Origin of the sequence: Staphylococcus sp. HMSC65H10, from assembly GCF_001839185.1 — a bacterium.
GTDB lineage: Bacteria > Bacillota > Bacilli > Staphylococcales > Staphylococcaceae > Staphylococcus > Staphylococcus simulans.
Genome location: NZ_KV840393.1, coordinates 1 through 25,694, shown reverse-complemented (window position 1 = coordinate 25,694; position 25,694 = coordinate 1). Strand labels below are relative to the sequence as shown.

The window sequence follows — 25,694 nt, the reverse complement described above, 5'->3', positions numbered from 1 at the left end:
TTTCCTTCCGGAAATTCAAAACACATTAAAACACCCTGCACGCTCAAATGGTCCAATAGAAGCTATGAATAACAATATTAAAGTACTTAAACGAGTAGCTTATGGTTATCGTAACTTTTATAACTTTAGAAATAAAATTTTAGTTAAGTTTAAACTTCTAGCTAACAAAAACCATCATATTAAAACCACTCTAAATCAAGTAGCATAAATAAGAAAAAACACTCAAAAGGCTTTGGATAATTCCGAAGGAATTAAACAACCTAATGAGTGTCTTAAAATGGTAACTCTAATGAGCATATTTCGATTCGGATTTTATACATCAATCGAATTTGACAAAGAGCCATATTTATTTACGAACTTGTTTCATAACACGTTGTAAGCGTTCGAATGATTCTTTTTGTTTTTCTTGATCATAGATATAACTGATTGCCATCAATTCATCAAACTCGCCGTAGATATCCATGAATTTTTCGATTTGTTGTTTAACAGTTTCTTCTGAACCTACTAATGAAACACCTAAGCGACCTTTTGCCATTTGTAATTCTGCAGGAGTAAGCACATCTGCTAAATTATCAATTGGTGGTTGCAGCGGTTCCATTCTACCGCGTGTAATGCTCACTGTAACTTGTGCTAATGTTGTTGCTAATTTTTCAGCTTCTTGATCTGTTTCAGCAACAATCGCATTCAAGCATACAATCATATATGGTTTGTCTAATACTTCAGATGGTTCGAATAATTCTTTATAAATGGACATAGCTTCTCTCATTTGTTGCGGTGCAAAGTGACCAGCAAATACATAAGGTAAGCCCATTCTTGCAGCGAGATGTGCAGAGTCTGTAGAAGAACCTAAAATATATAACGGAACGTTTTTATCAACAGCAGGATATGCACGTACGTAGCCTTGTTGGTTTTCTGGTCCGAAGTATTTTTGTAGTTGTGCAACTTCTTCAGGGAACGCATAAACACCATTATGTTGATCTCTGCGTAATGCGCTCGCTGTCATCATATCTGTACCCGGTGCACGGCCTAAGCCTAAATCGACTCGGTTTTTAAACATTGTTTCTAATGTACCGAATTGTTCAGCTACGACTAATGGTGCATGGTTTGGCAACATAATACCGCCTGAACCGACCCGGATGTTTTTCGTATGCTCTAATGTGTGTTGAATCAATAACGCTGTCGCAGAACTCACTAAATTCGGAGCGTTATGATGTTCTGCAATCCAATATCGTTCATATCCTAATTCATCTAGATGTTGAGCTAAGTCCACCATATTATCGATGGCTTGCTTCTCATCTTCACCTGATTTAACAGGTACTAAATTGAGTGCAGAAACTTTAATTTCACTCACATAAAGACCTCCTCGTTTTGAATGATATATTAATTATAACAAGAACAAATATTAGAAAGAATTTTATTGCTTAAAGCATGTGCTTTGCATGTTATAATATTTGTGGAACAGAGTACTAGAAAAATTGTAGTGTTGGTGCTAGAATTGGAACATTGATAAAATTGTGAGGAAGTGTCTGACAAATGGAAGTATATGCAGATTATGCAGCAACAACTCCAGTAAAAGAAGAAGTAATTGATAAGATGATGGAATTGTATGCGAAGCATTATGGCAATCCTTCATCCATTCATCGTGTAGGTAGAGATGCCAGACAATATTTAGATGCATCACGTAGAGAAATTGCGTCATTATTAAGCGCAACGCCTAATGAAGTGATTTTCACTAGTGGGGCAACTGAATCTAATAATACTGCGATTAAAGGGTTAGCATATGCTAATCAACATAAAGGAAAGCATTTAATTACATCAAAAATTGAACATCATTCTGTCTTGCATGTATTTGAACAACTAGAGCGTGAAGGCTTTCACGTTACGTATTTAGATGTAGATCGTGAAGGTATCATCGATTTAGAACAATTAAAGGCAGCTATGAGTGATGAAACTATTCTTGTTTCTATCATGTTTGTGAACAATGAAGTAGGTACCGTACAGCCGATGTATGATATAGAAGACATCGTTAAAGCACATGATGCTTATTTACATGTGGATGCTGTACAAGCAGTTGAACATCTGCCGATTGAATTTGATGATTTTAAATTCGATACAATGAGTATAACAGCACATAAATTCGGTGGCCCTAAAGGTGTCGGTGCATTGTTAGTTAAACCGAAGACACCTATTCAATTTTCACAACTTGGCGGTGAACAAGAAACAAAACGTCGTGCAGGAACAGAAAATGTACCGCAAATTGCGGGAATGGCTGAAGCATTAAAATTAGCTACAGAACATCGTGATGAAAACAACATTCATTTAATGAATCTTAAAGAAACATTTTTAGTCAACTTGCAAGAACGCAGTATTCCATTTGAAGTGAACGGTTCAATGACCGATACAACAGGACATATCTTAAACTTGTACTTCCCATTCATCGATGTGGAAACGATGTTAACTTTGCTTGATTTAGCGAATATTGCAGTCTCATCAGGCTCTGCATGTACTGCAGGTTCAACTACACCATCACATGTCTTAGCAGCCATGTATGGTGATGACGACCCTAGAACAAAACAATCTATCCGCTTCAGTTTTAACGAATTAACAACTGAACGTGACATTAAATATATCGTAGCAGAAATACAGAAAATTTATTTGAAATTTAAGGAGGAATAAGCGTGAGCAACCAAGATACTCGTGTTGTAGTAGGAATGTCTGGCGGCGTAGACAGCTCAGTGACTGCCTATCTTTTAAAAGAACAAGGCTATGACGTCATCGGTATTTTCATGAAAAACTGGGATGACACTGATGAAAATGGCGTTTGTACCGCGACAGAAGATTACAATGACGTGATTGCTGTTTGTAACCAAATCGGTATACCGTATTATGCGGTAAACTTCGAAAAAGAATACTGGGATAAAGTCTTTACTTACTTCCTAGATGAATATAAAAAAGGACGCACACCAAATCCTGATGTGATGTGTAATAAAGAAATTAAGTTCAAAGCATTTTTAAACCATGCTATGAAACTCGGTGCAGATTATGTGGCGACAGGCCATTATGCACAAGTAAGACGCAATGAAGATGGCACAGTAGAAATGCTGCGTGGTGTGGATAATAATAAAGACCAAACATATTTCTTAAATCAACTGACACATGAACAACTATCAAAAGTAATGTTTCCACTTGGCGGCATGGAGAAATCAGAAGTCAGAGAAATCGCGTTAGCACAAGATTTAGCAACTGCGAAGAAAAAAGATTCGACAGGAATCTGCTTTATCGGCGAACGAAACTTCAAAGATTTCTTATCTAATTATTTACCAGCACAATCTGGTGATATGCGCACATTAAACGGTAAAAAAATGGGAACACACGGCGGTTTAATGTATTACACAATCGGTCAACGTCATGGTCTAGGTATCGGTGGCGATGGAGATCCATGGTTTGTTGTAGGTAAAAACCTTGAAGATAATGTGTTATATGTAGAACAAGGTTTCCATCATGATGCATTGTACAGTGATTATTTGATCGCTTCTGACGTTTCACTTGTGAATGATATCGACTTATCACAAGGTTATCGTTGTACCGCAAAATTCAGATATCGTCAAAAAGATACAGGGGTGACAGTGACACAAATCGGTGATGATCAAATCCGTGTTGATTTTGATGACCCAGTACGTGCAATCACACCTGGACAAGCCGTTGTATTATATGATGGCGACGTTTGCTTAGGTGGCGCAACAATTGATGATGTTTATAAAAATGAAGGTCAACTCACATATGTTGTCTAAATTTTAATCAGGGACTAGGACTTTCCTAGTCTCTTTTTTACATAGTTTCAAGTTTTTCTGATAAAATAAAGAGTTGAATAAGAAAGAAATGAGGACTAAGCATGAAACAAGAAGAAATTTATCAGTTAATTAAAGAAGGTCAATTTGAAACAGCGTTAAAAGCACTGTTTGAAAATATTGATGCACATCCTGAAGACATTGAAAACTACATTAATTCAGGTATTCTGCTTGCAGAAGCAGGTGAAATTGAAAAAGCTGAGAAATTTTTCCAAAAAGCTTTAACTATCGACCCGAACAACGGTGCGATTTATTATAATTTAGCTAATGTTTATTATAATGCAGAAAGTTTTAATGATGCGATTAAACTTTATCAACAAGCACTCAAAACAGGTGTCGATGAAGCGGATACCAATTATATGATAGGGATGTCATTTAATAACTTAGGTGACTATAAATCTGCATTACCTTTCCTTATGCGTGCTGCAGAATTAGATCAAAATAAAGATGAAGAAATTCAATTCCAATACGGTTTAGTCCTATGTCATTTGGAATTGTTTGACCAAGCTGTCAAACAGTTAGATACCGTGTTAAATATAAATCCCAAACATACAGACGCATTATATAACCGTGGTTTAGCGGGTTATATGTTTACTGAAGAAATCTATGAAGCAATCCCATACTTTGAAAAAGCAATAGAGATTGATCCAGAACATTTATTAAGTCAGCATGCACTTAAAACATTCACCCAATTTGATGCAGAGGAGGAATAAATTTGGAGAACCCTACATTGTTTGACTATTCGATGGTCAAAGGAACAGTAGAAGCAATCTTATTTCAAAATAAAGATAATTTCTATACCGTATTAAAAGTAGATCCGATTGAAACCAATGAAGATTTTGATAATATGCCTACAATTGTGGGGTTCTTTCCTGAAATTGCTGAAGGCGATGTTTATACCTTCAAAGGTCAAGCTGTGACACACCCTAGATACGGCAAACAATTAAAAGCTGAAACTTTCGAAAAAGAAGTACCGCAAACAAAAGATGCGATTATCAGTTACTTATCAAGTGAGTTGTTTAAAGGTGTCGGTAAGAAAACGGCTGAAAATATCGTAAATACACTTGGTGAAAATACCATCAATAAAATTTTAGATGATCGTTCAGTCCTAGAAGAAGTACCGAATTTATCTAAAAAGAAACAAAGCCAAATCGCAGATCAAATCTACAGTAATCAAGAAGTAGAAAAAATTATGATCAGACTTCATGATTTAGGCTTCGGTCCGAAATTAGCGATGAGCATCTATCAAGTTTATCAAAGTGACACCTTACAAACGATAGAGAAAAATCCATATGATCTTGTCTATGATGTACGCGGTGTCGGTTTCCACAAAGCAGATACTTTAGCTAAGAATTTAGGCATAGAATATAACGCCCCTGAACGCTTAAAAGCAGGTCTGCTTTATACGATAGAAGAAGAATGTATTAAACAAGGTCATACATTTTTACCTAAAGATTATGTATTAGAAACTTCGTTAGAGATGTTAAGCAAGGGATATGACCAAACGATAGATGTCAGTATGTTAGAAAAAGTGATACTTGAATTGACAGAAGAAAGTAAGTTGGTGGAAGCGGATGAAACACTTTCTATCCCAAGCTTATATTATTCAGAAGTCAAAAGTGTGCAGAACCTGTATCGTATTGCGTCACATCAAGCTAAATTAGAGAATATTGAACAATCTGACTTACAAATCAATATTGGTGAAATCGAGGAAATGAATGGAGTCAACTATGCATCATCTCAAAAAGAAGCACTTGAAACAGCGATTAATTCAAAAGTCATGCTGCTGACAGGTGGTCCAGGTACCGGTAAAACAACGGTTATCAAAGGCATCGTTGAACTCTATGCGGAAACGCATGGTTTATCCTTATCCTATGACGATTACCAAGAAGATGATTATCCGATAGCGCTTGCTGCACCTACAGGACGTGCAGCCAAACGTTTACAAGAATCGACTGGACTTGAAGCAATGACTATCCATCGTTTAATCGGCTGGAGTCAAGATACCAAGCCTGAAGATGTCTTAGAAAATGAAATTACTGCTAAGCTCATCATTATTGATGAAATGTCGATGGTAGATACATGGTTGTTTCATCAGTTCTTAAATGCAGTACCGATTGATGCACAAATCATTTTAGTCGGAGATGAAGACCAGTTACCATCAGTCGGCCCAGGACAAGTGTTTAAAGATTTAATTGATGCGAAAGTCATTCCACGTGTTAATTTAACTGAAGTCTACCGTCAACAAGATGGTTCTAGTATCATTGAACTCGCACATAAAATGAAATTAGGTCAGCCGATAGACATTACTGAGCGTTTCCATGATCGCAGCTTTATTCCTTGTACAGCTGAACAAATACCAGATGTAGTTAATAAAGTGGCGAGTTCTGCTGTTAAAAAAGGCTACGATATGAGCGATATTCAAGTCTTGGCTCCGATGTATCGCGGCAGTGCCGGCATTAAGCGTTTAAATAAAGTATTACAAGATATCTTGAATCCTAAAGCTGAAGATGCAAGAGAGATTGAGTTCGGAGAAGCGGTCTTTAGAAAGGGCGACAAAGTCTTACAACTCGTGAATCGTCCTAATGATAATATTTTCAATGGCGATATCGGTGTGATTGTCGGTATCTTCTGGGCACGTGAAAACGAATTAAATAAAGATATACTTGTCGTTGATTTCGAAGGCAATGAAATTACATTTACCAAACAAGATATGATGGAGTTAACACATGCTTATTGCACTTCCATTCATAAAGCACAAGGTTCAGAGTTTCCAATTGTTATTATGCCGATTGTAAAACAATATTATCGCATGTTGCAGCGTCCGATTATCTATACAGGACTTACACGTGCCAAACAATCTTTAGTTTTTCTTGGTGACAGCCAAGCCTTTGACATCGGTATGAAGACCCATGGTCAAGTTCGTATGACGAGACTCGCACAATTGCTCAGAGATTACTTCGGTCATGAGAGTGAAACAAATGAAGAACAAGCAGATGAACAAATAAATGATCAAACAACCTCAGCACCTGCACAACAACTCGTAGAATTAACAGAAGCAACGATTTATGAAATTGACCCGATGATTGGTATGGGTAAGGTCACACCTTATACTTTTAATCATGAATAAAGTGTTGTGTGAAGTATGATATATGTTGACTTTTAAAGTCTGTCAGACTAAAATAAAATTAATTCGCATAAAGCCGAGTAAGCAAATCGTTATGCCTAAGAGAGGTACCGGGTGGTGTAAGGTATCGCATCATTTGCTGAACGCTACTTTATGTCAGTCCGTATAAGAACAAGAGTGATGCAGGATAATTTGCTGCATAACTAGGGTGGTACCGCGATGCATTCGTCCCTTTGAGGATGAATGCATTTTTATTTTGTGAAAGAACCTATACGGCAATGTTTTAAATATGTATATTAGGAGTGAGTTATTTATGAAGCGATTAAAAGCGAGTGAAATCAGACAAAATTTCATTGATTACTTTAAAGAAAATGGACATATGGTCGAACCTTCTGCACCTTTAGTACCGATTGATGACGATTCATTATTATGGATCAACTCTGGTGTTGCGACATTAAAAAAATACTTTGATGGACGAGAAATTCCAAAAAAACCACGTATCGTGAACGCGCAAAAAGCGATTCGTACAAACGATATTGAAAACGTTGGTTTTACTGCACGTCACCATACTTTCTTTGAAATGTTAGGGAACTTTTCTATTGGTGATTATTTCAAACGTGAAGCGATTGAATTTGCTTGGGAATTCTTAACTAGTGATCGTTGGATGGGTATGGAACCTGAAAAATTATACGTGACCATTCACCCTGAAGACATGGAAGCTTTCGATTTATGGCACGATGTCATCGGTTTAGATGAAAGCCGCATTATCCGTATTGAAGGCAACTTCTGGGATATCGGTGAAGGTCCATCAGGTCCGAACACAGAAATCTTCTATGACCGTGGTCCAGACTATGGTCAAGATGATCCGGCTGAAGAAATGTATCCAGGTGGCGAAAATGAACGTTACTTAGAAGTATGGAACTTAGTCTTTAGTGAATTCAACCATAATCCTGATCATACGTATACACCACTTCCAAATAAAAACATTGATACCGGCATGGGTCTAGAACGTATGGCATCGATTGCGCAAAATGTACGTACTAACTATGAAACTGACCTATTTATCCCAATCATTGAAGAAGTTGAACAAATTTCAGGTAAGAAATATCAACAAGATGCTACGCAAGATGTTGCATTCAAAGTCATTGCGGATCATATCAGAACCATCGCATTCGCAATCGGTGATGGCGCTTTACCAGCAAATGAAGGCCGCGGTTATGTCTTACGCCGTTTATTACGTCGTGCAGTTCGTTTCAGCCAATCTTTAGATATCAACAAACCATTTATGTATGAACTTGTCGATACAGTGGCAGACATTATGGAACCTTACTATCCAGAAGTAAAACAAAAAGCAGATTTCATTAAACGTGTCATTAAATCTGAAGAAGAACGTTTCCACGAAACATTAGAAGAAGGCTTAGCAATTTTAAATCAATTTATCAAAACAGCTAAAAACGGCGATAAAATGATTAAAGGTGAAGATGCGTTCAAATTATATGATACGTATGGTTTCCCAGTTGAATTGACTGAAGAAATCGCTGGTAACGAAGGGTTAAGTGTCGATATGGCGACATTCGAAACAGAAATGCAGCAACAAAGAGATCGTGCACGTCAAGCACGTCAAAATTCACAATCAATGCAGATTCAAAGTGAAGTGTTGAAAAATATCACGACAGATAGTGAATTTGTCGGTTATACACATACAGATTATCAAACGGAGTTAACAGACTTAATTTATAATGGCGAAGCGGTAGAACAAGCAGATGCGGGTGAAACAGTTTACTTTATTTTAAGACAAACACCATTCTATGCTGTTTCAGGCGGACAAGTGGCTGACCAAGGTACAGTCGGCAATGACAACTTCGAAATTGAAGTGACTGAAGTAACGAAAGCACCAAATGGTCAAAACTTGCATAAAGGTATCGTGCAATTCGGTCAAGTCACAAAAGGTGCACAAGTCGACGCTTCAGTTAACCAAGAAGAACGCCGTGCTATTACGAAAAACCATAGTGCAACTCACTTATTACATGCTGCGCTGAAAGAAGTGTTAGGTGACCATGTCAATCAAGCAGGTTCACTCGTTGAAGGCGAACGTTTACGTTTTGACTTCTCACATTTCGGTCCTGTGACTAAAGAAGAATTAGAACAAATTGAACGTCGTGTCAATGAACAAATCTGGAACGGCATTAATGTTTCAATCAAAGAAATGCCGATTGAAGAAGCCAAAGCTTCAGGTGCAATGGCATTATTCGGTGAAAAATATGGCGATATTGTCCGTGTTGTAGATATGAAACCATTCTCAATTGAATTATGCGGCGGTATCCATGTTCAAAACACATCAGAAATCGGTTTATTTAAAATTGTCAGCGAATCAGGTACAGGTGCTGGTGTCAGACGTATTGAAGCCTTAACAGGTAAAGCAGCATTCTTATACCTTGAAGGTATCCAAGATAAATTCAATGAAGTGAAACACTTAGTGAAAGCTAAAGACGATACACAAGTGGCTGAAAAAGTAACGCACGTGATTGACAGCGAAAAACAATTACACAAACAATTAGAACAACGTAACCAAGAAATCACTGCACTAAAAATGGGCAGCTTAGATGATCAAGTTGAAGACATTAACGGGTTGAAAGTATTAGCGTTACAAGTAGAAGCAGACAATGCGAAAGCCTTAAGACAAACTATGGATGATTTCAAATCTAAATTACAAGATGCGGTCATTATCTTAGCAAGTGATGTCGGTGGTAAAGTTGCTTTAGTTGCGACGGTACCGAAATCAGAGACAAATAAAGTCAAAGCAGGCGACATTATTAAAGAAATGGCACCTGTTGTCGGCGGTAAAGGCGGCGGTCGTCCAGATATGGCACAAGGCGGCGGCAACGAGCCAAGTAAGATAACAGATGCATTACAATTCATTAAAAACTACATTAAATCACTATAATCTCCTTGCACTCTCATGTAGAATAGAGGATGTATCAGCCTACTATAGTAGAAGGAGTGTGTAGTAAAATGAACAATTTTGATAAAACAATGCGTTTCAATATTGAAGAAGTACCAAAAGATGATGTTAAATCCGTGCTGACTAATGTGTATCGTACCCTTGAAGAACGTGGTTACAATCCAGTAAACCAAATTGTAGGATATTTACTTTCAGGAGATCCTGCGTATATCCCACGTCATAACGAAGCAAGAAATCAAATCAGACGTATCGACCGTGATGATATCATGGAAGAACTTGTTTCTAATTATTTGAAGGTATCAGATAAAGAATAATCAATGTTATCACATAAAATTATCGGATTAGATGTTGGCAGCAAAACAGTCGGCGTTGCTGTGAGCGACTTAATGGGTTGGACTGCTCAAGGCTTAGATACACTCCGAATCAATGAAGAAGAAAATGAATTAGGTATAGACCGCTTGGCAGCTATCATCAAACAAGAGGATGCAGATACTGTCGTGATAGGATTACCGAAGAACATGAATAATTCTATTGGATTTAGAGGCGAAGCTTCGTTAAAATACAAAGAAGCACTCCTTGAAGCATTACCAGATCTTAAAGTGGTAATGTGGGATGAGCGCCTAAGTACAATGGCAGCTGAAAGGTCATTGTTAGAAGCAGATGTTTCTAGAAAAAAACGCAGCAAGGTCATCGATAAAATGGCAGCTGTGTTTATCTTGCAAGGCTATTTAGATTCACTTTAATTTACCGTAAAAGGAGCGTTATTTATGTCAGAGAAAAATCAAAATCAAGAAGCGGAATTACAAATCAACAACGATGAGGAATTATTAACTTTATTCGATGAAGAAGGCAATGAAGTCCTTTATCGTAAAGTATTAGAATTTTATCATCCTGAATTTGACAAAGAATATGTCATTTTAGCTGAAGAAGGCGAAGCGTCAGACGACGATGATATGATTGAATTAATTCCGATGATCAATGTCCCAGATGAGTCTGGTGACGGCGGTAAATTCTTACCAGTTGAAACTGAAGAAGAGTGGGACATGATTGAAGAAATCGTTAACACTGAAATGGAATAAATGAGCAGTTATGAAGCGGAGGTTATCCTCCGCTTTTTTCGTGCCTCGAAATACAATTTGCACTTGACTCATAACAAAGTATTTTGCAGATATTCATTCTGAGTACTTAATATTCAATAGGTTTTATGGTAAAATATGTAAAGTTAAATAATGATATGTGCAACAGCGATATAAGAATCAGTCAAACTGCGACTGATTTATTTTTATTCTTTTGTACATTGTATGGATAAAGGAAGAGAAATATGAGCAAAAATGAAAGTTATTTAGTTGCGTTATCACAAAAGCATTCCCATCCATTAGAAAGATTAAGACCTTATGCGATAGAACATGAGGTACCGATTATTCATCCTTTATCATTAGATATGATCAAACAGTTGATACGCATCCATCAGCCAAAGCGTATTTTAGAAATCGGTACTGCTATTGGCTATAGCGCTATGCATTTTGCGTCTGTTGATCCTTCTGTGCATATATGGACGATTGAACGTGATAAAAACATGTATCAACAAGCTGAACAAAACATTGAAGACTTTGGATATCAAACGCAAATTCATATGATTTATGGAGATGCGAGAGAAACATTTGACCAAGTCTCTGATACACAGTTCGACATGATATTTATCGATGCGGCAAAAGCACAAACAAAGAAATTCTTTGAACTGTATACCCCCTTACTTAGAGAAGGCGGTTTAGTCGTCATTGATAACATTTTATATCATGATTTTGTTGCTGATATTGATGTAGTTCGCAGCAGAAATATTAAACAAATGGTGAAGAAGATTCAAAAGTTCAACGCATGGTTAAATGATAACGAAGCATATCAAACAAACTTTTTAGATATAGAAGACGGTTTAGCAATAGCCGTAAAAGGAGACTCGAAATGACAGAATTACTCGTGACACCTAAAACAGTCGCACATATTGAGACTTTAATTGAAAAAGGTGCTGATGCTTTTGTGATAGGCGAACAAAAGTTCGGTTTACGCTTAGCAGGTGAATTTGATCGTACTGCGATGAGAGAAGCGGTCGATATCATTCATGCACATGGCAAAAAAGCATATGCGGCTGTTAACGGTATTTTTCATAACTATCACTTAAACGCTGTAGAAGATTATATTGATTTCTTACACGAAATCAGAGTAGATCGCATTATCTTCGGTGACCCGGCAGTCGTGATGTATGTTAAAGCACAACAAAACCCGATTGCTTTGAACTGGGACGCTGAAGCATTAGTCACAAACTACTTCCAGTGCAATTACTGGGGTAAACGTGGTGCGAAACGTGCTGTACTTGCGCGCGAATTGAATTTAGAAGAAATCTTGAACATTAAAGCACATGCGGATGTTGAAATTGAAGTACAAGTCCATGGTATGACATGTATGTTCCAATCAAAACGTATGCTGCTCGGCAATTATTATACATTCCAAGACAGACAAATGAAGATAAAACGTAATGAAACAGACAAGGATTTATTGTTATACGATGAAGAACGCGAAAATCAATATCCTGTGTTTGAAGATTATAACGGCACACATATTATGTCACCGAATGATATCTGCTTGATTGAAGAGTTAGAGCCGTTGCTTGAAGCGGGCATCGACAGCTTGAAAATTGATGGTGTATTACATACAGAAGAATATATTAACGTATGTACAGAACAATATAGAGAAGCCATTGATTTATATCATGAAGACCCTGAAGCTTATGAAGATGAAAAATTCATGCTCGTTGATCCGATTGAAGCCATTCAACCAGACCATCGACCATTCGATGAAGGATTCTTATTCAAACATACCGTTTATTAAGGAGGAAAAATCTTGGTTACTCAAGTTAAAGAAGTAAAAACACAAGCTAAACGCCAAGTGAAAAAGCCAGAGTTGCTTGCACCTGCAGGTAACTTGGAAAAACTGAAAATTGCTGTACATTATGGGGCAGACGCAGTCTTTTTAGGCGGACAAGAATATGGACTCCGTTCTAATGCTGATAACTTCACAATGGAAGAAATCAAAGAAGGCGTTGAATTCGCATCACAATACGGCGCAAAAATTTATGTCACAACAAATATCATCGCGCATGATGAAAATATGGATGGTTTAGAAGATTATTTAAGAAATCTAGAAGCCACAGGCGCAACAGGAATTATTGTTGCGGACCCATTGATTATTGAAACATGTAAACGTGTCGCACCTAAACTTGAAATTCATTTATCAACACAACAATCACTAAGTAACTATAAAGCGGTAGAGTATTGGAAAGAAGAAGGTTTAGATCGTGTTGTACTTGCACGTGAAACAGGCGCAATGGAAATGAAAGAGATGAAAGAAAAAGTAGATATCGAAATCGAAGCTTTTATCCATGGCGCAATGTGTATCGCATATTCCGGTCGCTGTACTTTAAGTAATCATATGACAGCACGTGACTCTAACCGCGGCGGATGCTGCCAAAGCTGTCGTTGGGATTATGACTTATTAGAAGTCGATGAAGATGGCGACTTAGACTTATTTTATAAAGAAGAAGAAGTCGTTCCATTTGCGATGAGTCCTAAAGACTTGAAGTTAATCGAATCTATTCCAAACATGATGGATATCGGTATTGATTCACTTAAAATCGAAGGACGTATGAAATCAATTCACTATATTGCGACTGTTGTTTCTGTCTATCGTAAAGTGATTGATGCTTATGCAGCAGACCCTGACAACTTTAAAATTAAACCAGAGTGGTTAATAGAATTAGATAAATGTGCTAACAGAGACACTGCTTCTTCATTCTTTGAAGGCACACCAGGTTATCAACAACAAATGTTCGGTAATGAATCTAATAAGAAAACACCATATGATTTCTGCGGTTTAGTGTTAGACTATGACAAAGAAACAAAAATGGCGACAATTCAGCAGCGTAATCACTTTAAACCTGGACAAGAAATTGAATTCTTCGGTCCTGAAATCGATAACTTTACACAAGTCGTCGAAGCGATTTATGACGAAGAAGGCAATGCATTAGATGCTGCACGTCACCCACTTCAAATTGTTCAATTTAAAGTGGATCATGATATTTATCCAAACAACATGATGCGAAAGGAAATAGGATAATGAAAGCCACTACCATTATAGGCATTGCAGGCGGTTCTGGATCAGGTAAAACATCAGTCACAAACGAAATTCTGCATAATTTAGAAGGTCATAGTGTTGCATTAATTGCACAAGACTACTATTATAAAGACCAATCACATTTAACATTTGAAGAACGCTTACAAACGAATTATGACCATCCGTTTGCGTTCGATAATGATTTATTGATTCAAAATCTAATCGATTTACGCAATGGTATACCTGTAGAGGTGCCCACGTATGATTATGTCAATCACACGAGAAGCCCTGAAACCATTGCATTTCAACCGAAAGATGTTATTATCGTAGAAGGAATATTTGCACTAGAAAACAAAACATTACGTGATTTAATGGATGTTAAGATTTATGTCGATACCGATGCAGATTTACGTATCTTAAGACGCTTGATGCGTGATACGAAAGAGCGAGGCCGCTCTATGGAATCTGTTATTGATCAATATATGTCTGTCGTACGTCCGATGCATAATCAATTCATCGAACCGACTAAACGTTATGCGGATATTATTATCCCTGAAGGCGGCAGCAATAAAGTTGCTATCGATATAATGACGACAAAAATCCAATCATTAATACAAAATCAACAGTAACACTTGAGTAAAGGAAGATGAAAATATGGAAAACCAAAAACAATATCCAATGACCCAAGAAGGTTTTGAAAAGCTAGAACAAGAACTTGAAGAATTAAAAACTGTCAAACGACCTGAAGTCGTAGAAAAAATCAAAGTTGCACGTTCTTTCGGGGACTTATCTGAGAACTCTGAGTATGATGCAGCGAAAGACGAACAAGGTTTCATTGAACAAGATATCCAACGTATTGAACACATGATTCGCAATGCATTGATTATTGAAGATACAGGCGATAACAATGTGGTACAAATCGGGAAAACTGTGACATTTGTTGAACTGCCTGATGGCGATGAAGAAGTGTATCAAATTGTTGGGTCTGCAGAAGCAGATGCATTCAATGGCAAAATTTCAAACGAATCACCGATTGCAAAAAGTTTAATCGGTAAACATCTAGAAGACGAAGTTCGTGTACCACTTCCAAACGGTGCAGAAATGAAAGTGAAAATTACTAATATTCAATCACAATAATCATTTATCACAAAGGCTGATATCGCTTTATGATAAATAGATAACAAAGGGTTGGTGATACTTTTGTTTGAAGCTTGCTTCAAATGGACAAAAGTAAAGCGCCAACCTTTTTTATGTGATGATCGTGGTGAACATGGTCTTTGGTCGTTGCACTAGACAAATTATGATAAAATATCACTGATAGTTCATTTGAAAGGGGAAATGGCAATGATAGGAATCATTGGCGCAATGGAAGAAGAAATAATGATATTAAAAGAACATATTGAGGATTTAGAAGAAGTTACCATTGCTCATGTAAAATTTTATAAAGGTAAAATTAATGATAAAGCAGTCGTCTTGACGTTAAGCGGTATCGGTAAAGTTAACGCAAGTATCTCCACTGCTTTACTTATTCAACAATTCTCCCCAGAGGCAATTTTGAATACAGGTTCTGCAGGGGCGCTGGATCACTCGTTGAATGTGGGTGATGTCTTAATTGGGACAGAAGCGATGTATCATGATGCGGATGCGACGGCATTTGGTTATGAATTGGGACAAATTCCGAATATGCCGATTGCGTATGAAGCGGATGATAACTTAGCAGAATTAGCACAAGCTGTTATTGAGAAGCAAAACTTAACAGGTCGCTTAGGTATGATTGTCAGCGGCGACAGTTTTATCGGTGAAGTTAAACAACGTGAATACATTAAAGAACATTTCCCTAAAGCTATGGCTGTAGAGATGGAATCTGCAGCAATTGCACAAACATGTTATCAATTTAACACACCGTTTATTATTACAAGAGCAGTATCAGATTTAGCGAATGGCGAAGCAAATATTACATTTGATGAATTCATTGGAGAAGCAGCGAAAACATCAAGTGAAACTGTACTCCAAATGTTAAAATCATTATAAAGATAAGGTGGATTAATGTAATGGGAATTTTAAGTAGGAATTTTATGCCGAATGCTTATGTTAAATCAATCCATGAAATAGACTTTGATCAGTTAGCAGAAAATGGAATCAAAGGCGTTATTACGGATTTGGACAATACATTAGTAGGTTGGGACGAAGCTGATCCGACACCGGCAGTCATTCATTGGTTTAATATGTTGAATGAAAAAGGTATCAAAGTGACTGTGGTTTCAAATAACCATCAAGGCAGAGTATCTAGTTTCTGCCAACCACTCAAAGTCAACTATATCTTTGAAGCTAAAAAACCGATGGGGAAAGCCTTTAAACATGCATCAGAACGTATGGGATTAAAACCTGAAGAGACTGTTGTTATTGGCGATCAAATGATGACAGATGTCTTTGGCGGTAATAGACGCGGCATGTATACTGTTATGGTTGTTCCTGTAAAAAAAACTGATGGATTTATCACGAAATTCAATCGAATTATTGAAAGACGTTTATTGCACAGATACAAAAGAAAAGGCTATATTAAATGGGAGGAAAATTGATTGACAGAAACGAAATGTATTGGATGCGGTGCGACTTTACAAGCCGATGATCCAAAGAAACCAGGTTATGTGCCAGCGCACAATCTGCATAAAGAAGATGTGATATGTCAACGCTGTTTCAGATTAAAAAATTATAATGAGATTCAAGATGTGGGTATGGATAGCCAAGATTTCTTGGACTTATTAAATCATCTTGCAGATAAAAAAGGACTTGTAGTCAATGTTGTAGATATCTTTGATTTTGAAGGTTCCTTCATAAATGCTTTAAAGCGTATTGTAGGGAATAAAAAAGTGATTCTTGCAGCGAATAAAATTGATTTATTACCTAAACAAATTAATAAACGCCGTGTTAAAGATTGGTTGAAAAAATCCGCGCGAAAATATGGGCTGGAAGCGGAAGATGTTGTTTTAATTTCTGCAGAAAAAGGATACGGCATTCAAGATTTATTAGAAGCTATCCAACAACACCGAAAACAAGAAGATGTTTATATCGTAGGCACAACCAACGTTGGAAAATCTACATTAATCAATAAACTGATTGAACAAAGTGTTGGTGAAAAGAATGTAGTAACAACTTCACGATTCCCAGGAACAACTTTAGATTTAATAGATATTCCATTAGACGATCATTCATTTATGTACGATACACCTGGTGTCATACAAGATCATCAAATGACACATTATGTTTCTGAAAAAGAACTTAAACAAATTATGCCTAATAAAGAAGTAAAACAACGTGTTTATCAATTAAACGAAGAACAAACACTCTTCTTTGGAGGATTAGCAAGAATCGATTACGTTTCTGGAGGTAAACGCCCACTGGTTTGTTATTTTTCTAATAATTTGCCGATTCATCGGACTAAAACTGAAAAAGCCAATGAGTTATGGCGTACTCAGCTCGGTAAATTATTAGCACCACCAAGTAATAAAGATGATTTTAATTTAGACGAAATGAAAGCAGTACGCTTGGAAACGGGTAAAGAGAAGAGAGACGTAATGATTGCAGGGTTAGGTTTTATAACAATTGGACCTGGAGCAAAAGTTATTGTCAGAGTTCCGAAATCAGTTGATGTTGTATTGAGAAATTCAATCATGTAGCAGGTGATAGTTATGAAATTTGCAGTAATCGGTCATCCTATAGACCACTCGTTATCTCCAATTATGCACGACTCAAACTTTAAAGCGTTAAAGCGAGATGACACTTATGAAGCATTAAACATTCCACCAAAACATTTTCATTTAATTAAAGAAATTATAAATGAAAAACAATTGGATGGTTTTAATATTACTATTCCGCATAAGGAAAACATTATACCTTACCTTGATGAAATAGATTCACATGCCGAAACAATTGGCGCTATTAATACAGTGAAGATTGAAAATGGTCGTTGGTTAGGTTATAACACTGATGGCATTGGTTATGTTAAAGGGTTGCAAGAAGTATATCCAAAACTAGAAAATGCAAAAATATTGCTAATAGGAGCAGGTGGCGCTAGTAAAGGTTTAGCAGCCGCATTGAATGAGATTGTTACAACACCTTTAGCTGTTGCGAATCGTACAATGAGCAGATTCGATACTTGGGATTTATCTGTAGAACAATTAACGCTAAGTGATGCTGAGAAAATGTTGGGGCGTTTTGATATTGTCATAAATACTACACCTGCTGGAATGAATAAAAATAAAGATGTAGTGATATCATTAGACAACCTAGCACCTCACACACTTGTTAGTGATATCGTCTATATTCCATCCAAAACGCCGATATTAGCACTCGCTGAAGAAAAAGGTAATCCTATATATAATGGCTTGGATATGTTTGTTAATCAGGGTGCTGAAAGTTTTAAAATTTGGACAGGTCAAACAGCTGATACTGAGGCGATGAAAACGGCAGTAATCGAACAATTAAAAAGGAGAAATTAAATGCTTACAGGAAAACAAAAGAGATTTTTAAGAAGTAAAGCGCATCATGTGAATCCTACTTTTCAAATTGGAAAAGCTGGTTTAAATGAAAATATGATTGAGCAACTAGATGAAATTTTAGAAAATAGAGAGTTAATAAAAATTCATATCTTACAAAATAATATGGATGATAAAAGTGAACTTGCACAAGCTGTAAGTGAAGCAACAAATAGTGAATTGGTACAAGTAATTGGGTCTATGATTGTTCTATATAAAGAATCAAAAGAAAATAAGCAAATTGAATTACCTTAATTAATGACGCAATCAATAGTATTATACGGGGGCCAATTCAATCCAATTCATACAGCACATTTAGCTGTAGCAAGTGAAGTGTATCATCAATTAAAACCAGATCGTTTTTTATTTTTACCCAGTTACATGTCACCACTTAAAAGCCATAATTCTGAATTAAACACAACACATCGTCTAAAGATGTTAGAGATCGCTACAGAAGAATTAGGATTTGGTGAGGTATGCTTGGATGAAATAGAACGACAAGGTCAAAGTTATACTTACGACACACTAAATGCAATTAAATCTGAACACCCTGATTCAAGACTTTTCTTTATTATCGGCACAGACCAATACGAACAATTAGAACGTTGGTATCGTATTGATGAACTTAAACAAATTGTTACATTTGTTGTTGTCAATCGAGGTAAAGAAGTACAGGAAGTATCAGAAGACATGATAGCTGTAAGGATACCTAGAATTGATATCAGTTCATCATTGATTCGTCACCGTGTACAATCAGGTGAATCAATACAAATTCTAGTTCCTAAACAGGTTGAATCATATATCAGAAGGGAGCGATTATATGAAAATTGAAGAAGCTATCAAACTAGTTGAAGAAAAACTGCCAAAGAAAAGATATAAACATTCATTAAGAGTAGCTGAGACAGCAAAACATTTAGCTGAAATCCATAAAGGGGACGTGGAAAAAGCTGAACTTGCTGGTGTTTTACATGACTTTTCAAAATATGATGATTTAGGATATATGTATCAAATTGTAGGTCAGCATAATTTAGACCCAGATTTATTAAGTTATGGTTCAGAAATTTTACATGGCCCAGTCTGTGCAGTTATTATGAAAGAGAAGTATGGTATTACTGATGAAGAAGTATTAGCTGCTATTCACTATCATACGACTGGTCGTGCACAAATGACAAAAACAGAAAAATTGGTTTTTATTGCGGACTATATTGAACCAAAAAGAGAAATACCAGGCGTTGAAGAAATTAGAGGAATGGCAGAACAACCAGGCAACTTAGATCAAACAATTTATGAAATCTCTAAAAGAACAGTGCTATTTTTAATTGGTAAAGATATCAGTGTGTACAAAGCGACGATTGATTGTTTAAACTACTATAATTTCAGTGATGAAAGAATAAAGGATGATTAAATGCAAGTAGAACAAATTTTAGATATAGCGATTAAAGCAGTTGAAAGTAAAAAAGCAGAAGAAGTTATTTCACTTAATTTAGAAGGTATTCATGATATGGCAGACTACTTTGTTATTTGTCATGGTAATAATGAACGTCAAGTACAAGCAATCGGTAGAGCGGTAAAAGAAGCTGCAGATAAAGAAGGTATTAATGTTTCAGTGTTTGAAGGTTTAAACGAAGCAAGATGGATTTTATTAGATTTATCTGGTGTTATCGTACACATCTTCCATAAAGATGAACGCGGCTATTATAACATTGAAAAACTTTATAGAGATGCACCGATGAAAACATATGAGGAAGCTTATTAAATGAGCCAGTATGAAGGCTTTAGCCAATATTATGATGAGCTTACACAAGATCAACCATACAATCAATGGCTAGAAATTATACGACAAGTAACTTCTAAGCGAACTAGTATATTGGATATTGGCTGTGGTACTGGTAGTTTGACGACGTTATTAACTGATTTTAAAAGTGTAACAGGAATGGATTTAAGTAGTGATATGCTCGCAGTTGCTTCCCAAAAGTCTGATTCAGTTAGATGGATTGAGGGTGACATGACAGATTTTGAATTAGGTCAAAATTTTGATGTCATTACTATATTGTGTGATTCATTAAATTATATTACTGATCAACATGATGTTATTGAAACATTTAAGCATGTATATCGCCATTTAAATACTGATGGAACATTTATCTTTGATGTCCACTCAAAGTTTAAAATGAATACGCTATTTGCAAATCAAACATATATTGATGAAACTGAACATATCTTTTTAGCATGGGAAGCAATTCAAGGTGATTTACCTGACAGTGTATGGCATTATATGACTTTCTTTGAACAACAAGACGATGGAAGTTATCGACGTTTTGATGAAGAGCATTTTCAAAAAACATTTAGCGAACAAGCATATATTGAAATGCTTAATGAAGTTGGTTTTAGCCACATTCATACATTTTATGACTTTGATATTGAAAATCATGATGAACAAAGCGATCGCTTATTCTTCATAGTTAAAAAATAAAAGAAGAAAAATCACTCCTTTAAACGTTTAAAAGATAAAGGAGTGAATTTTTTATGTTAGAACAGTTAAAACACTACTATAACCAATATAAGCATTTCTCATGGTTATTGGTTATTGCAGTTATTGTGCTTGCTTTCATTTTAATGAGACTACACTCTAATAGTAGTAACCAAGAAATAGAATCAACTGCTCAAAATGTGAGCAACTCTCATTTAGATAATGACAAACAAAATTTTTCAAAAAAGAAAGAATCAAACAAAGAGGCCGACACAGAAACTGAAGCAAATAGAAAAACTAAAGTAGTAGTGGTAGATGTTAAGGGGGCTGTTGAACACCCTGATATTTATGAAATGAAAGATAATCAACGTATAAAAGATGTGTTAAATAAAGCAAAACTAACGAGCAAGGCTGATTTAACAACTATCAATCTTTCGGAGAAATTAACTGACCAAAAAATGATTTTCATACCAGAAAAAGGTCAAAATCTAACAACAAGTAGTAGCATAAGCACCTCTAGTACACAAAGCACTAATAAATCACCACAAACGAAAGTTAACCTTAACAGTGCCAAAGAAAATGAATTAACTAATGTGAACGGCTTAGGACCTTCTAAAGCAAAGGCGATCATTGAATTTAGAGAAACAAAAGGACCTTTTAATAGTGTGGATCAATTGAAAAATGTTAAAGGTATCGGAGAAAAATCGTTCGAGAAGTTAAAAGAATATTTTACAGTTTAACAATATTGATTTATTACTGTGCAGATTTGTAATAAAATAGTATTGTTATAAGACAAAGGAGGTTCAAAGTGTGGAAAGAATTAAATGGGAAGAATACTTTATGGCTCAAAGCCATTTGTTATCTCTTCGCTCAACATGTACAAGATTATCTGTAGGGGCTACTATAGTGAAAGATAATAGAATCATAGCTGGTGGCTATAATGGTTCAGTTGCAGGTGAAGTACATTGTATTGACGAAGGTTGTTTAATGGAAGATGGACATTGTATAAGAACAATACATGCAGAAATGAACGCGATTCTTCAGTGTGCAAAACAGGGTGTTTCAACTGAAGGAGCAACGATATATGTCACACATTTCCCATGTTTGAACTGTACGAAATCTATTATTCAAGCAGGTATTAAGAAAATCTACTATGCTAAAGATTACCATAACCATGATTATGCTTTAAAATTACTGAAACAATCAGGGATTGAATATAAAAAAATACCATTTGATGCCGATCAAGTTGCAGAATTCTTAACGAAGAAGTGATTCATATTTGATATATATCGCACTTGCATTTTTAGAAGGCATCTTATTGATATATAATAAGCCGCTTGCATACATTCTTGCCGGCTTATTATTTTTAATGTTATACAAAAGAAAGCTACCAATATTATTAACCATATTGATATTATGTCAACCTATAATAAGTTATGAAATTTTTTCTAGCCATATGAAGTCTAATATTCAAGATTTAAAGTGGTTTAAGATTCATAGTCATTTGAATAATCGCATTGAAATTACTCAATTAAAGGTTAAAAACGAAAAATATGTAGAAGGGATAGCAAAATTACAAAATCATTCAGTCAAACTTTTCTATTTTCCAAAGCAAAAAAGTCATTTAATTGAATTGAAAAAGTTACCCTCAAACTTAAATTGTATTGTAGAAGGGCAGCTAAAAGTTGATTCGGATTTTAACGACACGATTTCACTTATGATAAATAAATTTAATACGAAATCGTGCACTGCTATCGAGTCTAATTCCGTTCATTCAATAATTGAAAAACACAAGGCTTTTTCATTAACTCGCTTAAAATTAAATTCTCCATACTGGCAAAATACTTATGCAATGATTACAGGGGATGTCAGTTATATTGATAAAGGTGCAATTGAACTTGATAAAGAAATCGGCATTTATCATCTATTGGCCGTAAGTAGTTCACATGTCGTTGTAATAGCATCTATATTTTACTTTGTATTTAATCGTTTCTCTATTCCTCTTTTTATTACAAAGACTTTTATTATCTTCGTATTGTTTTTATTTGCTTATTATACTAATTTTGCACCGAGCGCTTTAAGAGCAATACTTTGTATGTCCTTAGTCATGATTATTCCAAAAAGATTCTATCAATCATTATTAGACATACTAGCAACAGTCTTCCTTTTTTTATGTGTTACCAATCCTGATATCGTTTTTGATATTGGATTTCAATTCTCATTCTTAATCACTTTTTTCATTATGTTATGCGCTCCAATTTTAAAAACATTAACAACTATACAATCTATGTATGCAATGACATTCATAGCACAAATCGGATCATTTTTAGTGAGTGCGTTTCATTTTAATCAGATTCAATGGATTGGTTTTGTTGCTAACTTCATCTTTATACCATTTTATTCATTCATTCTATTTCCCATTGCTATCTTCACTTTTTCTATTATCAATTTTTTGGTTCAAATCTGTTATTAAATCAAATAATCTCGTTTAGTTATTGGTTACATGACACGCTCTTAATTCCGATTTTCAAGCATTTAACATGCTATAGATGGTTTATAGGGGAAATGAACAGCTTACTTTTAGCTGGTACCCTTATTTGGCTCGTATTGATGCTTACGTTAACTACAAATGGCAAAATAAAAAAATCTACCGTTATTTTTATACTTGGAAGTATCATTATTACTTATTCAGCATCATTACCACATTTAAGATTTACAGCACTTAATGTTGGACAAGGAGATTCTTTTTTATTTGAAACAGGAGCTAGACAACGCATATTAATAGACACAGGAGGTAAGGCACAAAACGAAAATGAGCTCTTTGATTTTAGTACCAAGAATGCAAATGCTTCTCATTCTATCAGCAAGTTTCATGTGCTTCCAACCCTCCGTAAAAGGGGTATTTCTTCATTAGATTATGTCATTATTACACATCCACATGCTGATCATATCGGTGAATTAGATTATATAATTAGCCATGTTCACATTAAACGCTTAATCATTAATTTTAAAAGTTATCCCACTCACACATTAATGCAATTAAAAGACTTGTGTCATAAATATAAAACCACTCTATTAGATGTTAATAGTATTTCTTCGATTAAACTAGGAGATAATAAAATAAAATTTTATAATACGGCAATCACTCAAAGTAAGGATTTAAACGATCATTCAATAATAGCTTTGATACAAACTAAGACATATAACATATTAACAACTGGAGATGCGACAATAAAAAATGAACAGAAGTTGCTATCGAATTATAAACTTCCGAAAATAGATATATTGAAAGTAGGACATCATGGCAGTAAAACAAGTAATAGTGAAGTATATTTAAATACTATTCATCCTACTTATAGTATTATATCGAGCGGTCAAAACAACGTATATAAATTACCTAATAAATCTGTAGTAGATAGATTAAAAAAAGTAGGTACTAAGTTATACAATACGCAAAACAATGGGGAAGTGACTTTCAAATTAAATAAGGAAATTGAGGTGGAAACTGAAAAATAATTATAAATGGTCTGACTATCGGACAAATGATATAATACTTAAGTATGCTAATTTTGAGGGGTGCAAGTTGTGGAAAATAATATTATTACTATTTATGGTGAAGTTCCAGAGCTTATAGAAAAGAAAACGCAAGAACTTACACAACAGTATTTGCAAGGTGAAAAAGATGAATTCAATTATGCAAGTTTTAATTTAAATGAAACTGAAATCAGTGTATGTATTGAAGAAGCTTTAACTTTACCGTTCTTCTCTGACTTGAAGGCTGTTATTGTGAAAAATGCTTATATCTTTACAGGTGATAGAGGTAATAAAGATTTAAATCATAATATAGAGCAACTGCAGGAATTTATTGAAAAATATGATGGTCCTTCATTGGTTATATTTGAAGTTTATAATCCTAAGCTAGACGAGCGTAAAAAGCTTGTTAAAAGCTTAAAAAAATATACAAAACTGGTTAAAATCGAGCAAATGTCTGAAGATGAGCTTAAAAATTGGATTAAGCATACCTTAAATGAACAATATAAGGATATTAAACAAGATGCTTTGAACTTATTTATTGATTTAACAGGTATAAATTTTAACTTAGTTAAACAAGAGTTAGAAAAAATTATCTTATATTTAGGAGATCGTCCAACTATAACTAAACAAGATGTTGAGACAATTGTAAATAGAAGCCTAGAGCAGAACGTTTTCTTATTAACAGATTATATTCAACAAGGAAAAAAAACTGAAGCAGTGCATTTAGTGAATGATTTAATTACTCTAAAAGAAGAACCAATTAAGTTGTTGGCTTTGATTGCTAGTAATTTCAGGTTATATTATCAATGCAAAATTCTAGCTAAAAAAGGTTATTCACAAGCTCAAATCGCTAAAACTGTCAGTGTCCATCCATTTAGAGTGAAATTAGCATTGAGAGCATCTAGACAGTATGATTTGAAGCACTTGATGAATATTATGAATGCATGTGCTGAAACTGATTATAAATTAAAATCTTCGTATATGGACAAACAGCTTATATTAGAACTCTTTATTTTATCCATATAAAAAAGGGGCTGGGACATAAATACAGTCC

General features: G+C 35.2%; 29 protein-coding genes. 28 read left to right on the top strand and 1 reads right to left on the bottom strand.

The features are described 5' to 3' along the window. On the top strand, positions 1-208 hold a 208-nt coding region (locus HMPREF3270_RS10505; RefSeq protein WP_141763147.1), incomplete at its 5' end, for a transposase. Positions 209-346: 138 nt separating this feature from the next. On the opposite strand, the gene HMPREF3270_RS10500 is transcribed toward HMPREF3270_RS10505, so the two are convergent. Then, a complete protein-coding gene (locus HMPREF3270_RS10500) occupies positions 347-1,351 on the bottom strand; it encodes an LLM class flavin-dependent oxidoreductase (RefSeq protein ID WP_057510444.1) in 1,005 nt (334 codons plus the stop codon). Positions 1,352-1,533: 182 nt separating this feature from the next. Between HMPREF3270_RS10500 and HMPREF3270_RS10495 the strand changes: the two genes are divergently transcribed. The 27 genes from HMPREF3270_RS10495 (at position 1,534) to holA (ending at position 25,666) form a co-directional block, all read left to right on the top strand. Continuing rightward, positions 1,534-2,676, top strand: coding sequence for a cysteine desulfurase family protein (locus tag HMPREF3270_RS10495; protein WP_002481107.1), 1,143 nt, complete (start codon positions 1,534-1,536; stop codon positions 2,674-2,676). Between the two features lie 2 nt (positions 2,677-2,678). After that, positions 2,679-3,791, top strand: coding sequence for a tRNA 2-thiouridine(34) synthase MnmA (gene mnmA / locus HMPREF3270_RS10490; RefSeq protein ID WP_070848836.1), 1,113 nt, complete (start codon positions 2,679-2,681; stop codon positions 3,789-3,791). Between the two features lie 101 nt (positions 3,792-3,892). Next, entirely contained in the window at positions 3,893-4,561 is a 669-nt protein-coding gene (locus HMPREF3270_RS10485; RefSeq protein ID WP_002481105.1) for a tetratricopeptide repeat protein, read from the top strand. A 2-nt stretch (positions 4,562-4,563) separates the two neighbouring features. Then, the gene (locus HMPREF3270_RS10480) at positions 4,564-6,978 is read left to right on the top strand and encodes an SF1B family DNA helicase RecD2 (RefSeq protein WP_070848837.1); all 2,415 of its coding nucleotides are present in this window, start codon (positions 4,564-4,566) and stop codon (positions 6,976-6,978) included. Positions 6,979-7,288: 310 nt separating this feature from the next. Further along, positions 7,289-9,919 carry an alanine--tRNA ligase gene (alaS, locus tag HMPREF3270_RS10475; protein ID WP_070848839.1) on the top strand — a complete coding sequence of 877 codons (2,631 nt, stop codon included), beginning with the start codon at positions 7,289-7,291 and terminating at the stop codon, positions 9,917-9,919. A 68-nt stretch (positions 9,920-9,987) separates the two neighbouring features. Beyond that, positions 9,988-10,251, top strand: a complete 264-nt coding sequence (locus tag HMPREF3270_RS10470) for an IreB family regulatory phosphoprotein (RefSeq protein ID WP_023015119.1) — start codon at positions 9,988-9,990, stop codon at positions 10,249-10,251. Positions 10,252-10,254: 3 nt separating this feature from the next. Further along, entirely contained in the window at positions 10,255-10,680 is a 426-nt protein-coding gene (gene ruvX, locus HMPREF3270_RS10465; RefSeq protein ID WP_002481101.1) for a Holliday junction resolvase RuvX, read from the top strand. Positions 10,681-10,704: 24 nt separating this feature from the next. Then, the gene (locus HMPREF3270_RS10460; RefSeq protein WP_002481100.1) at positions 10,705-11,016 is read left to right on the top strand and encodes a DUF1292 domain-containing protein; all 312 of its coding nucleotides are present in this window, start codon (positions 10,705-10,707) and stop codon (positions 11,014-11,016) included. 242 nt (positions 11,017-11,258) lie between these two features. Continuing rightward, positions 11,259-11,900, top strand: coding sequence for an O-methyltransferase (locus tag HMPREF3270_RS10455; protein ID WP_023015120.1), 642 nt, complete (start codon positions 11,259-11,261; stop codon positions 11,898-11,900). Further along, positions 11,897-12,820 (top strand): peptidase U32 family protein, encoded by a 924-nt coding sequence (locus tag HMPREF3270_RS10450; protein WP_070848841.1) that lies wholly within the window; start codon positions 11,897-11,899, stop codon positions 12,818-12,820. The genes HMPREF3270_RS10455 and HMPREF3270_RS10450 overlap by 4 nt, the downstream gene beginning before the upstream one ends. 12 nt (positions 12,821-12,832) lie before the next feature. Continuing rightward, complete coding sequence (locus HMPREF3270_RS10445) at positions 12,833-14,104, top strand: peptidase U32 family protein (protein WP_023015122.1); 1,272 nt, start codon at positions 12,833-12,835, stop codon at positions 14,102-14,104. Further along, positions 14,104-14,730, top strand: coding sequence for a uridine kinase (gene udk / locus HMPREF3270_RS10440; protein ID WP_002481096.1), 627 nt, complete (start codon positions 14,104-14,106; stop codon positions 14,728-14,730). The genes HMPREF3270_RS10445 and udk overlap by 1 nt, the downstream gene beginning before the upstream one ends. Positions 14,731-14,755: 25 nt before the next feature. Then, entirely contained in the window at positions 14,756-15,238 is a 483-nt protein-coding gene (gene greA, locus HMPREF3270_RS10435; RefSeq protein ID WP_002481095.1) for a transcription elongation factor GreA, read from the top strand. A gap of 207 nt (positions 15,239-15,445) precedes the next feature. Then, the gene (locus HMPREF3270_RS10430; RefSeq protein ID WP_023015123.1) at positions 15,446-16,132 is read left to right on the top strand and encodes a 5'-methylthioadenosine/adenosylhomocysteine nucleosidase; all 687 of its coding nucleotides are present in this window, start codon (positions 15,446-15,448) and stop codon (positions 16,130-16,132) included. Between the two features lie 20 nt (positions 16,133-16,152). Next, positions 16,153-16,680, top strand: coding sequence for a YqeG family HAD IIIA-type phosphatase (locus tag HMPREF3270_RS10425; protein WP_002481093.1), 528 nt, complete (start codon positions 16,153-16,155; stop codon positions 16,678-16,680). Then, a complete protein-coding gene (gene yqeH, locus HMPREF3270_RS10420; protein ID WP_002481092.1) occupies positions 16,681-17,778 on the top strand; it encodes a ribosome biogenesis GTPase YqeH in 1,098 nt (365 codons plus the stop codon). Positions 17,779-17,790: 12 nt separating this feature from the next. After that, on the top strand, positions 17,791-18,600 hold the full coding sequence (gene aroE, locus HMPREF3270_RS10415) for a shikimate dehydrogenase (protein WP_070848843.1): 810 nt from the start codon (positions 17,791-17,793) through the stop codon (positions 18,598-18,600). Then, positions 18,601-18,891 (top strand): ribosome assembly RNA-binding protein YhbY, encoded by a 291-nt coding sequence (yhbY, locus tag HMPREF3270_RS10410; RefSeq protein ID WP_070848845.1) that lies wholly within the window; start codon positions 18,601-18,603, stop codon positions 18,889-18,891. 3 nt (positions 18,892-18,894) lie between these two features. After that, a complete protein-coding gene (locus tag HMPREF3270_RS10405; RefSeq protein WP_002481089.1) occupies positions 18,895-19,467 on the top strand; it encodes a nicotinate-nucleotide adenylyltransferase in 573 nt (190 codons plus the stop codon). Next, positions 19,457-20,041 (top strand): bis(5'-nucleosyl)-tetraphosphatase (symmetrical) YqeK, encoded by a 585-nt coding sequence (gene yqeK, locus HMPREF3270_RS10400; RefSeq protein ID WP_002481088.1) that lies wholly within the window; start codon positions 19,457-19,459, stop codon positions 20,039-20,041. The genes HMPREF3270_RS10405 and yqeK overlap by 11 nt, the downstream gene beginning before the upstream one ends. Further along, entirely contained in the window at positions 20,042-20,392 is a 351-nt protein-coding gene (rsfS, locus tag HMPREF3270_RS10395; RefSeq protein WP_002481087.1) for a ribosome silencing factor, read from the top strand. After that, entirely contained in the window at positions 20,393-21,109 is a 717-nt protein-coding gene (locus tag HMPREF3270_RS10390; protein WP_070848847.1) for a class I SAM-dependent DNA methyltransferase, read from the top strand. 53 nt (positions 21,110-21,162) lie between these two features. Further along, positions 21,163-21,846: a ComEA family DNA-binding protein gene (locus tag HMPREF3270_RS10385; RefSeq protein WP_070848849.1), complete on the top strand. Its 684-nt coding sequence runs from the start codon at positions 21,163-21,165 to the stop codon at positions 21,844-21,846. Positions 21,847-21,916: 70 nt separating this feature from the next. Next, on the top strand, positions 21,917-22,378 hold the full coding sequence (locus HMPREF3270_RS10380; RefSeq protein ID WP_002481084.1) for a ComE operon protein 2: 462 nt from the start codon (positions 21,917-21,919) through the stop codon (positions 22,376-22,378). Positions 22,379-22,385: 7 nt separating this feature from the next. After that, positions 22,386-23,579: a ComEC/Rec2 family competence protein gene (locus HMPREF3270_RS14245; RefSeq protein WP_256324375.1), complete on the top strand. Its 1,194-nt coding sequence runs from the start codon at positions 22,386-22,388 to the stop codon at positions 23,577-23,579. 92 nt (positions 23,580-23,671) lie between these two features. Next, the gene (locus HMPREF3270_RS14240) at positions 23,672-24,622 is read left to right on the top strand and encodes a ComEC/Rec2 family competence protein (protein WP_256324374.1); all 951 of its coding nucleotides are present in this window, start codon (positions 23,672-23,674) and stop codon (positions 24,620-24,622) included. A 69-nt stretch (positions 24,623-24,691) separates the two neighbouring features. Further along, entirely contained in the window at positions 24,692-25,666 is a 975-nt protein-coding gene (gene holA / locus HMPREF3270_RS10370; protein WP_023015129.1) for a DNA polymerase III subunit delta, read from the top strand. Positions 25,667-25,694 lie beyond the last annotated feature (28 nt).

Bases quoted from the DNA above. Each gene is read 5' to 3' on its own strand.
- HMPREF3270_RS10470 (WP_023015119.1), top strand. From the start codon at position 9,988: ATGAACAATTTTGATAAAACAATGCGTTTCAATATTGAAGAAGTACCA.
- HMPREF3270_RS10425 (WP_002481093.1), top strand. From the start codon at position 16,153: ATGGGAATTTTAAGTAGGAATTTTATGCCGAATGCTTATGTTAAATCA.
- HMPREF3270_RS10455 (WP_023015120.1), top strand. From the start codon at position 11,259: ATGAGCAAAAATGAAAGTTATTTAGTTGCGTTATCACAAAAGCATTCC.
- yqeK (WP_002481088.1), top strand. From the start codon at position 19,457: ATGAAAATTGAAGAAGCTATCAAACTAGTTGAAGAAAAACTGCCAAAG.
- aroE (WP_070848843.1), top strand. From the start codon at position 17,791: ATGAAATTTGCAGTAATCGGTCATCCTATAGACCACTCGTTATCTCCA.
- greA (WP_002481095.1), top strand. From the start codon at position 14,756: ATGGAAAACCAAAAACAATATCCAATGACCCAAGAAGGTTTTGAAAAG.
- HMPREF3270_RS10450 (WP_070848841.1), top strand. From the start codon at position 11,897: ATGACAGAATTACTCGTGACACCTAAAACAGTCGCACATATTGAGACT.
- HMPREF3270_RS10405 (WP_002481089.1), top strand. From the start codon at position 18,895: ATGACGCAATCAATAGTATTATACGGGGGCCAATTCAATCCAATTCAT.
- ruvX (WP_002481101.1), top strand. From the start codon at position 10,255: ATGTTATCACATAAAATTATCGGATTAGATGTTGGCAGCAAAACAGTC.
- yhbY (WP_070848845.1), top strand. From the start codon at position 18,601: ATGCTTACAGGAAAACAAAAGAGATTTTTAAGAAGTAAAGCGCATCAT.
- rsfS (WP_002481087.1), top strand. From the start codon at position 20,042: ATGCAAGTAGAACAAATTTTAGATATAGCGATTAAAGCAGTTGAAAGT.
- HMPREF3270_RS10460 (WP_002481100.1), top strand. From the start codon at position 10,705: ATGTCAGAGAAAAATCAAAATCAAGAAGCGGAATTACAAATCAACAAC.
- alaS (WP_070848839.1), top strand. From the start codon at position 7,289: ATGAAGCGATTAAAAGCGAGTGAAATCAGACAAAATTTCATTGATTAC.
- HMPREF3270_RS10495 (WP_002481107.1), top strand. From the start codon at position 1,534: ATGGAAGTATATGCAGATTATGCAGCAACAACTCCAGTAAAAGAAGAA.
- HMPREF3270_RS14240 (WP_256324374.1), top strand. From the start codon at position 23,672: ATGAACAGCTTACTTTTAGCTGGTACCCTTATTTGGCTCGTATTGATG.
- HMPREF3270_RS10430 (WP_023015123.1), top strand. From the start codon at position 15,446: ATGATAGGAATCATTGGCGCAATGGAAGAAGAAATAATGATATTAAAA.
- udk (WP_002481096.1), top strand. From the start codon at position 14,104: ATGAAAGCCACTACCATTATAGGCATTGCAGGCGGTTCTGGATCAGGT.
- HMPREF3270_RS10390 (WP_070848847.1), top strand. From the start codon at position 20,393: ATGAGCCAGTATGAAGGCTTTAGCCAATATTATGATGAGCTTACACAA.
- HMPREF3270_RS10485 (WP_002481105.1), top strand. From the start codon at position 3,893: ATGAAACAAGAAGAAATTTATCAGTTAATTAAAGAAGGTCAATTTGAA.
- HMPREF3270_RS10385 (WP_070848849.1), top strand. From the start codon at position 21,163: ATGTTAGAACAGTTAAAACACTACTATAACCAATATAAGCATTTCTCA.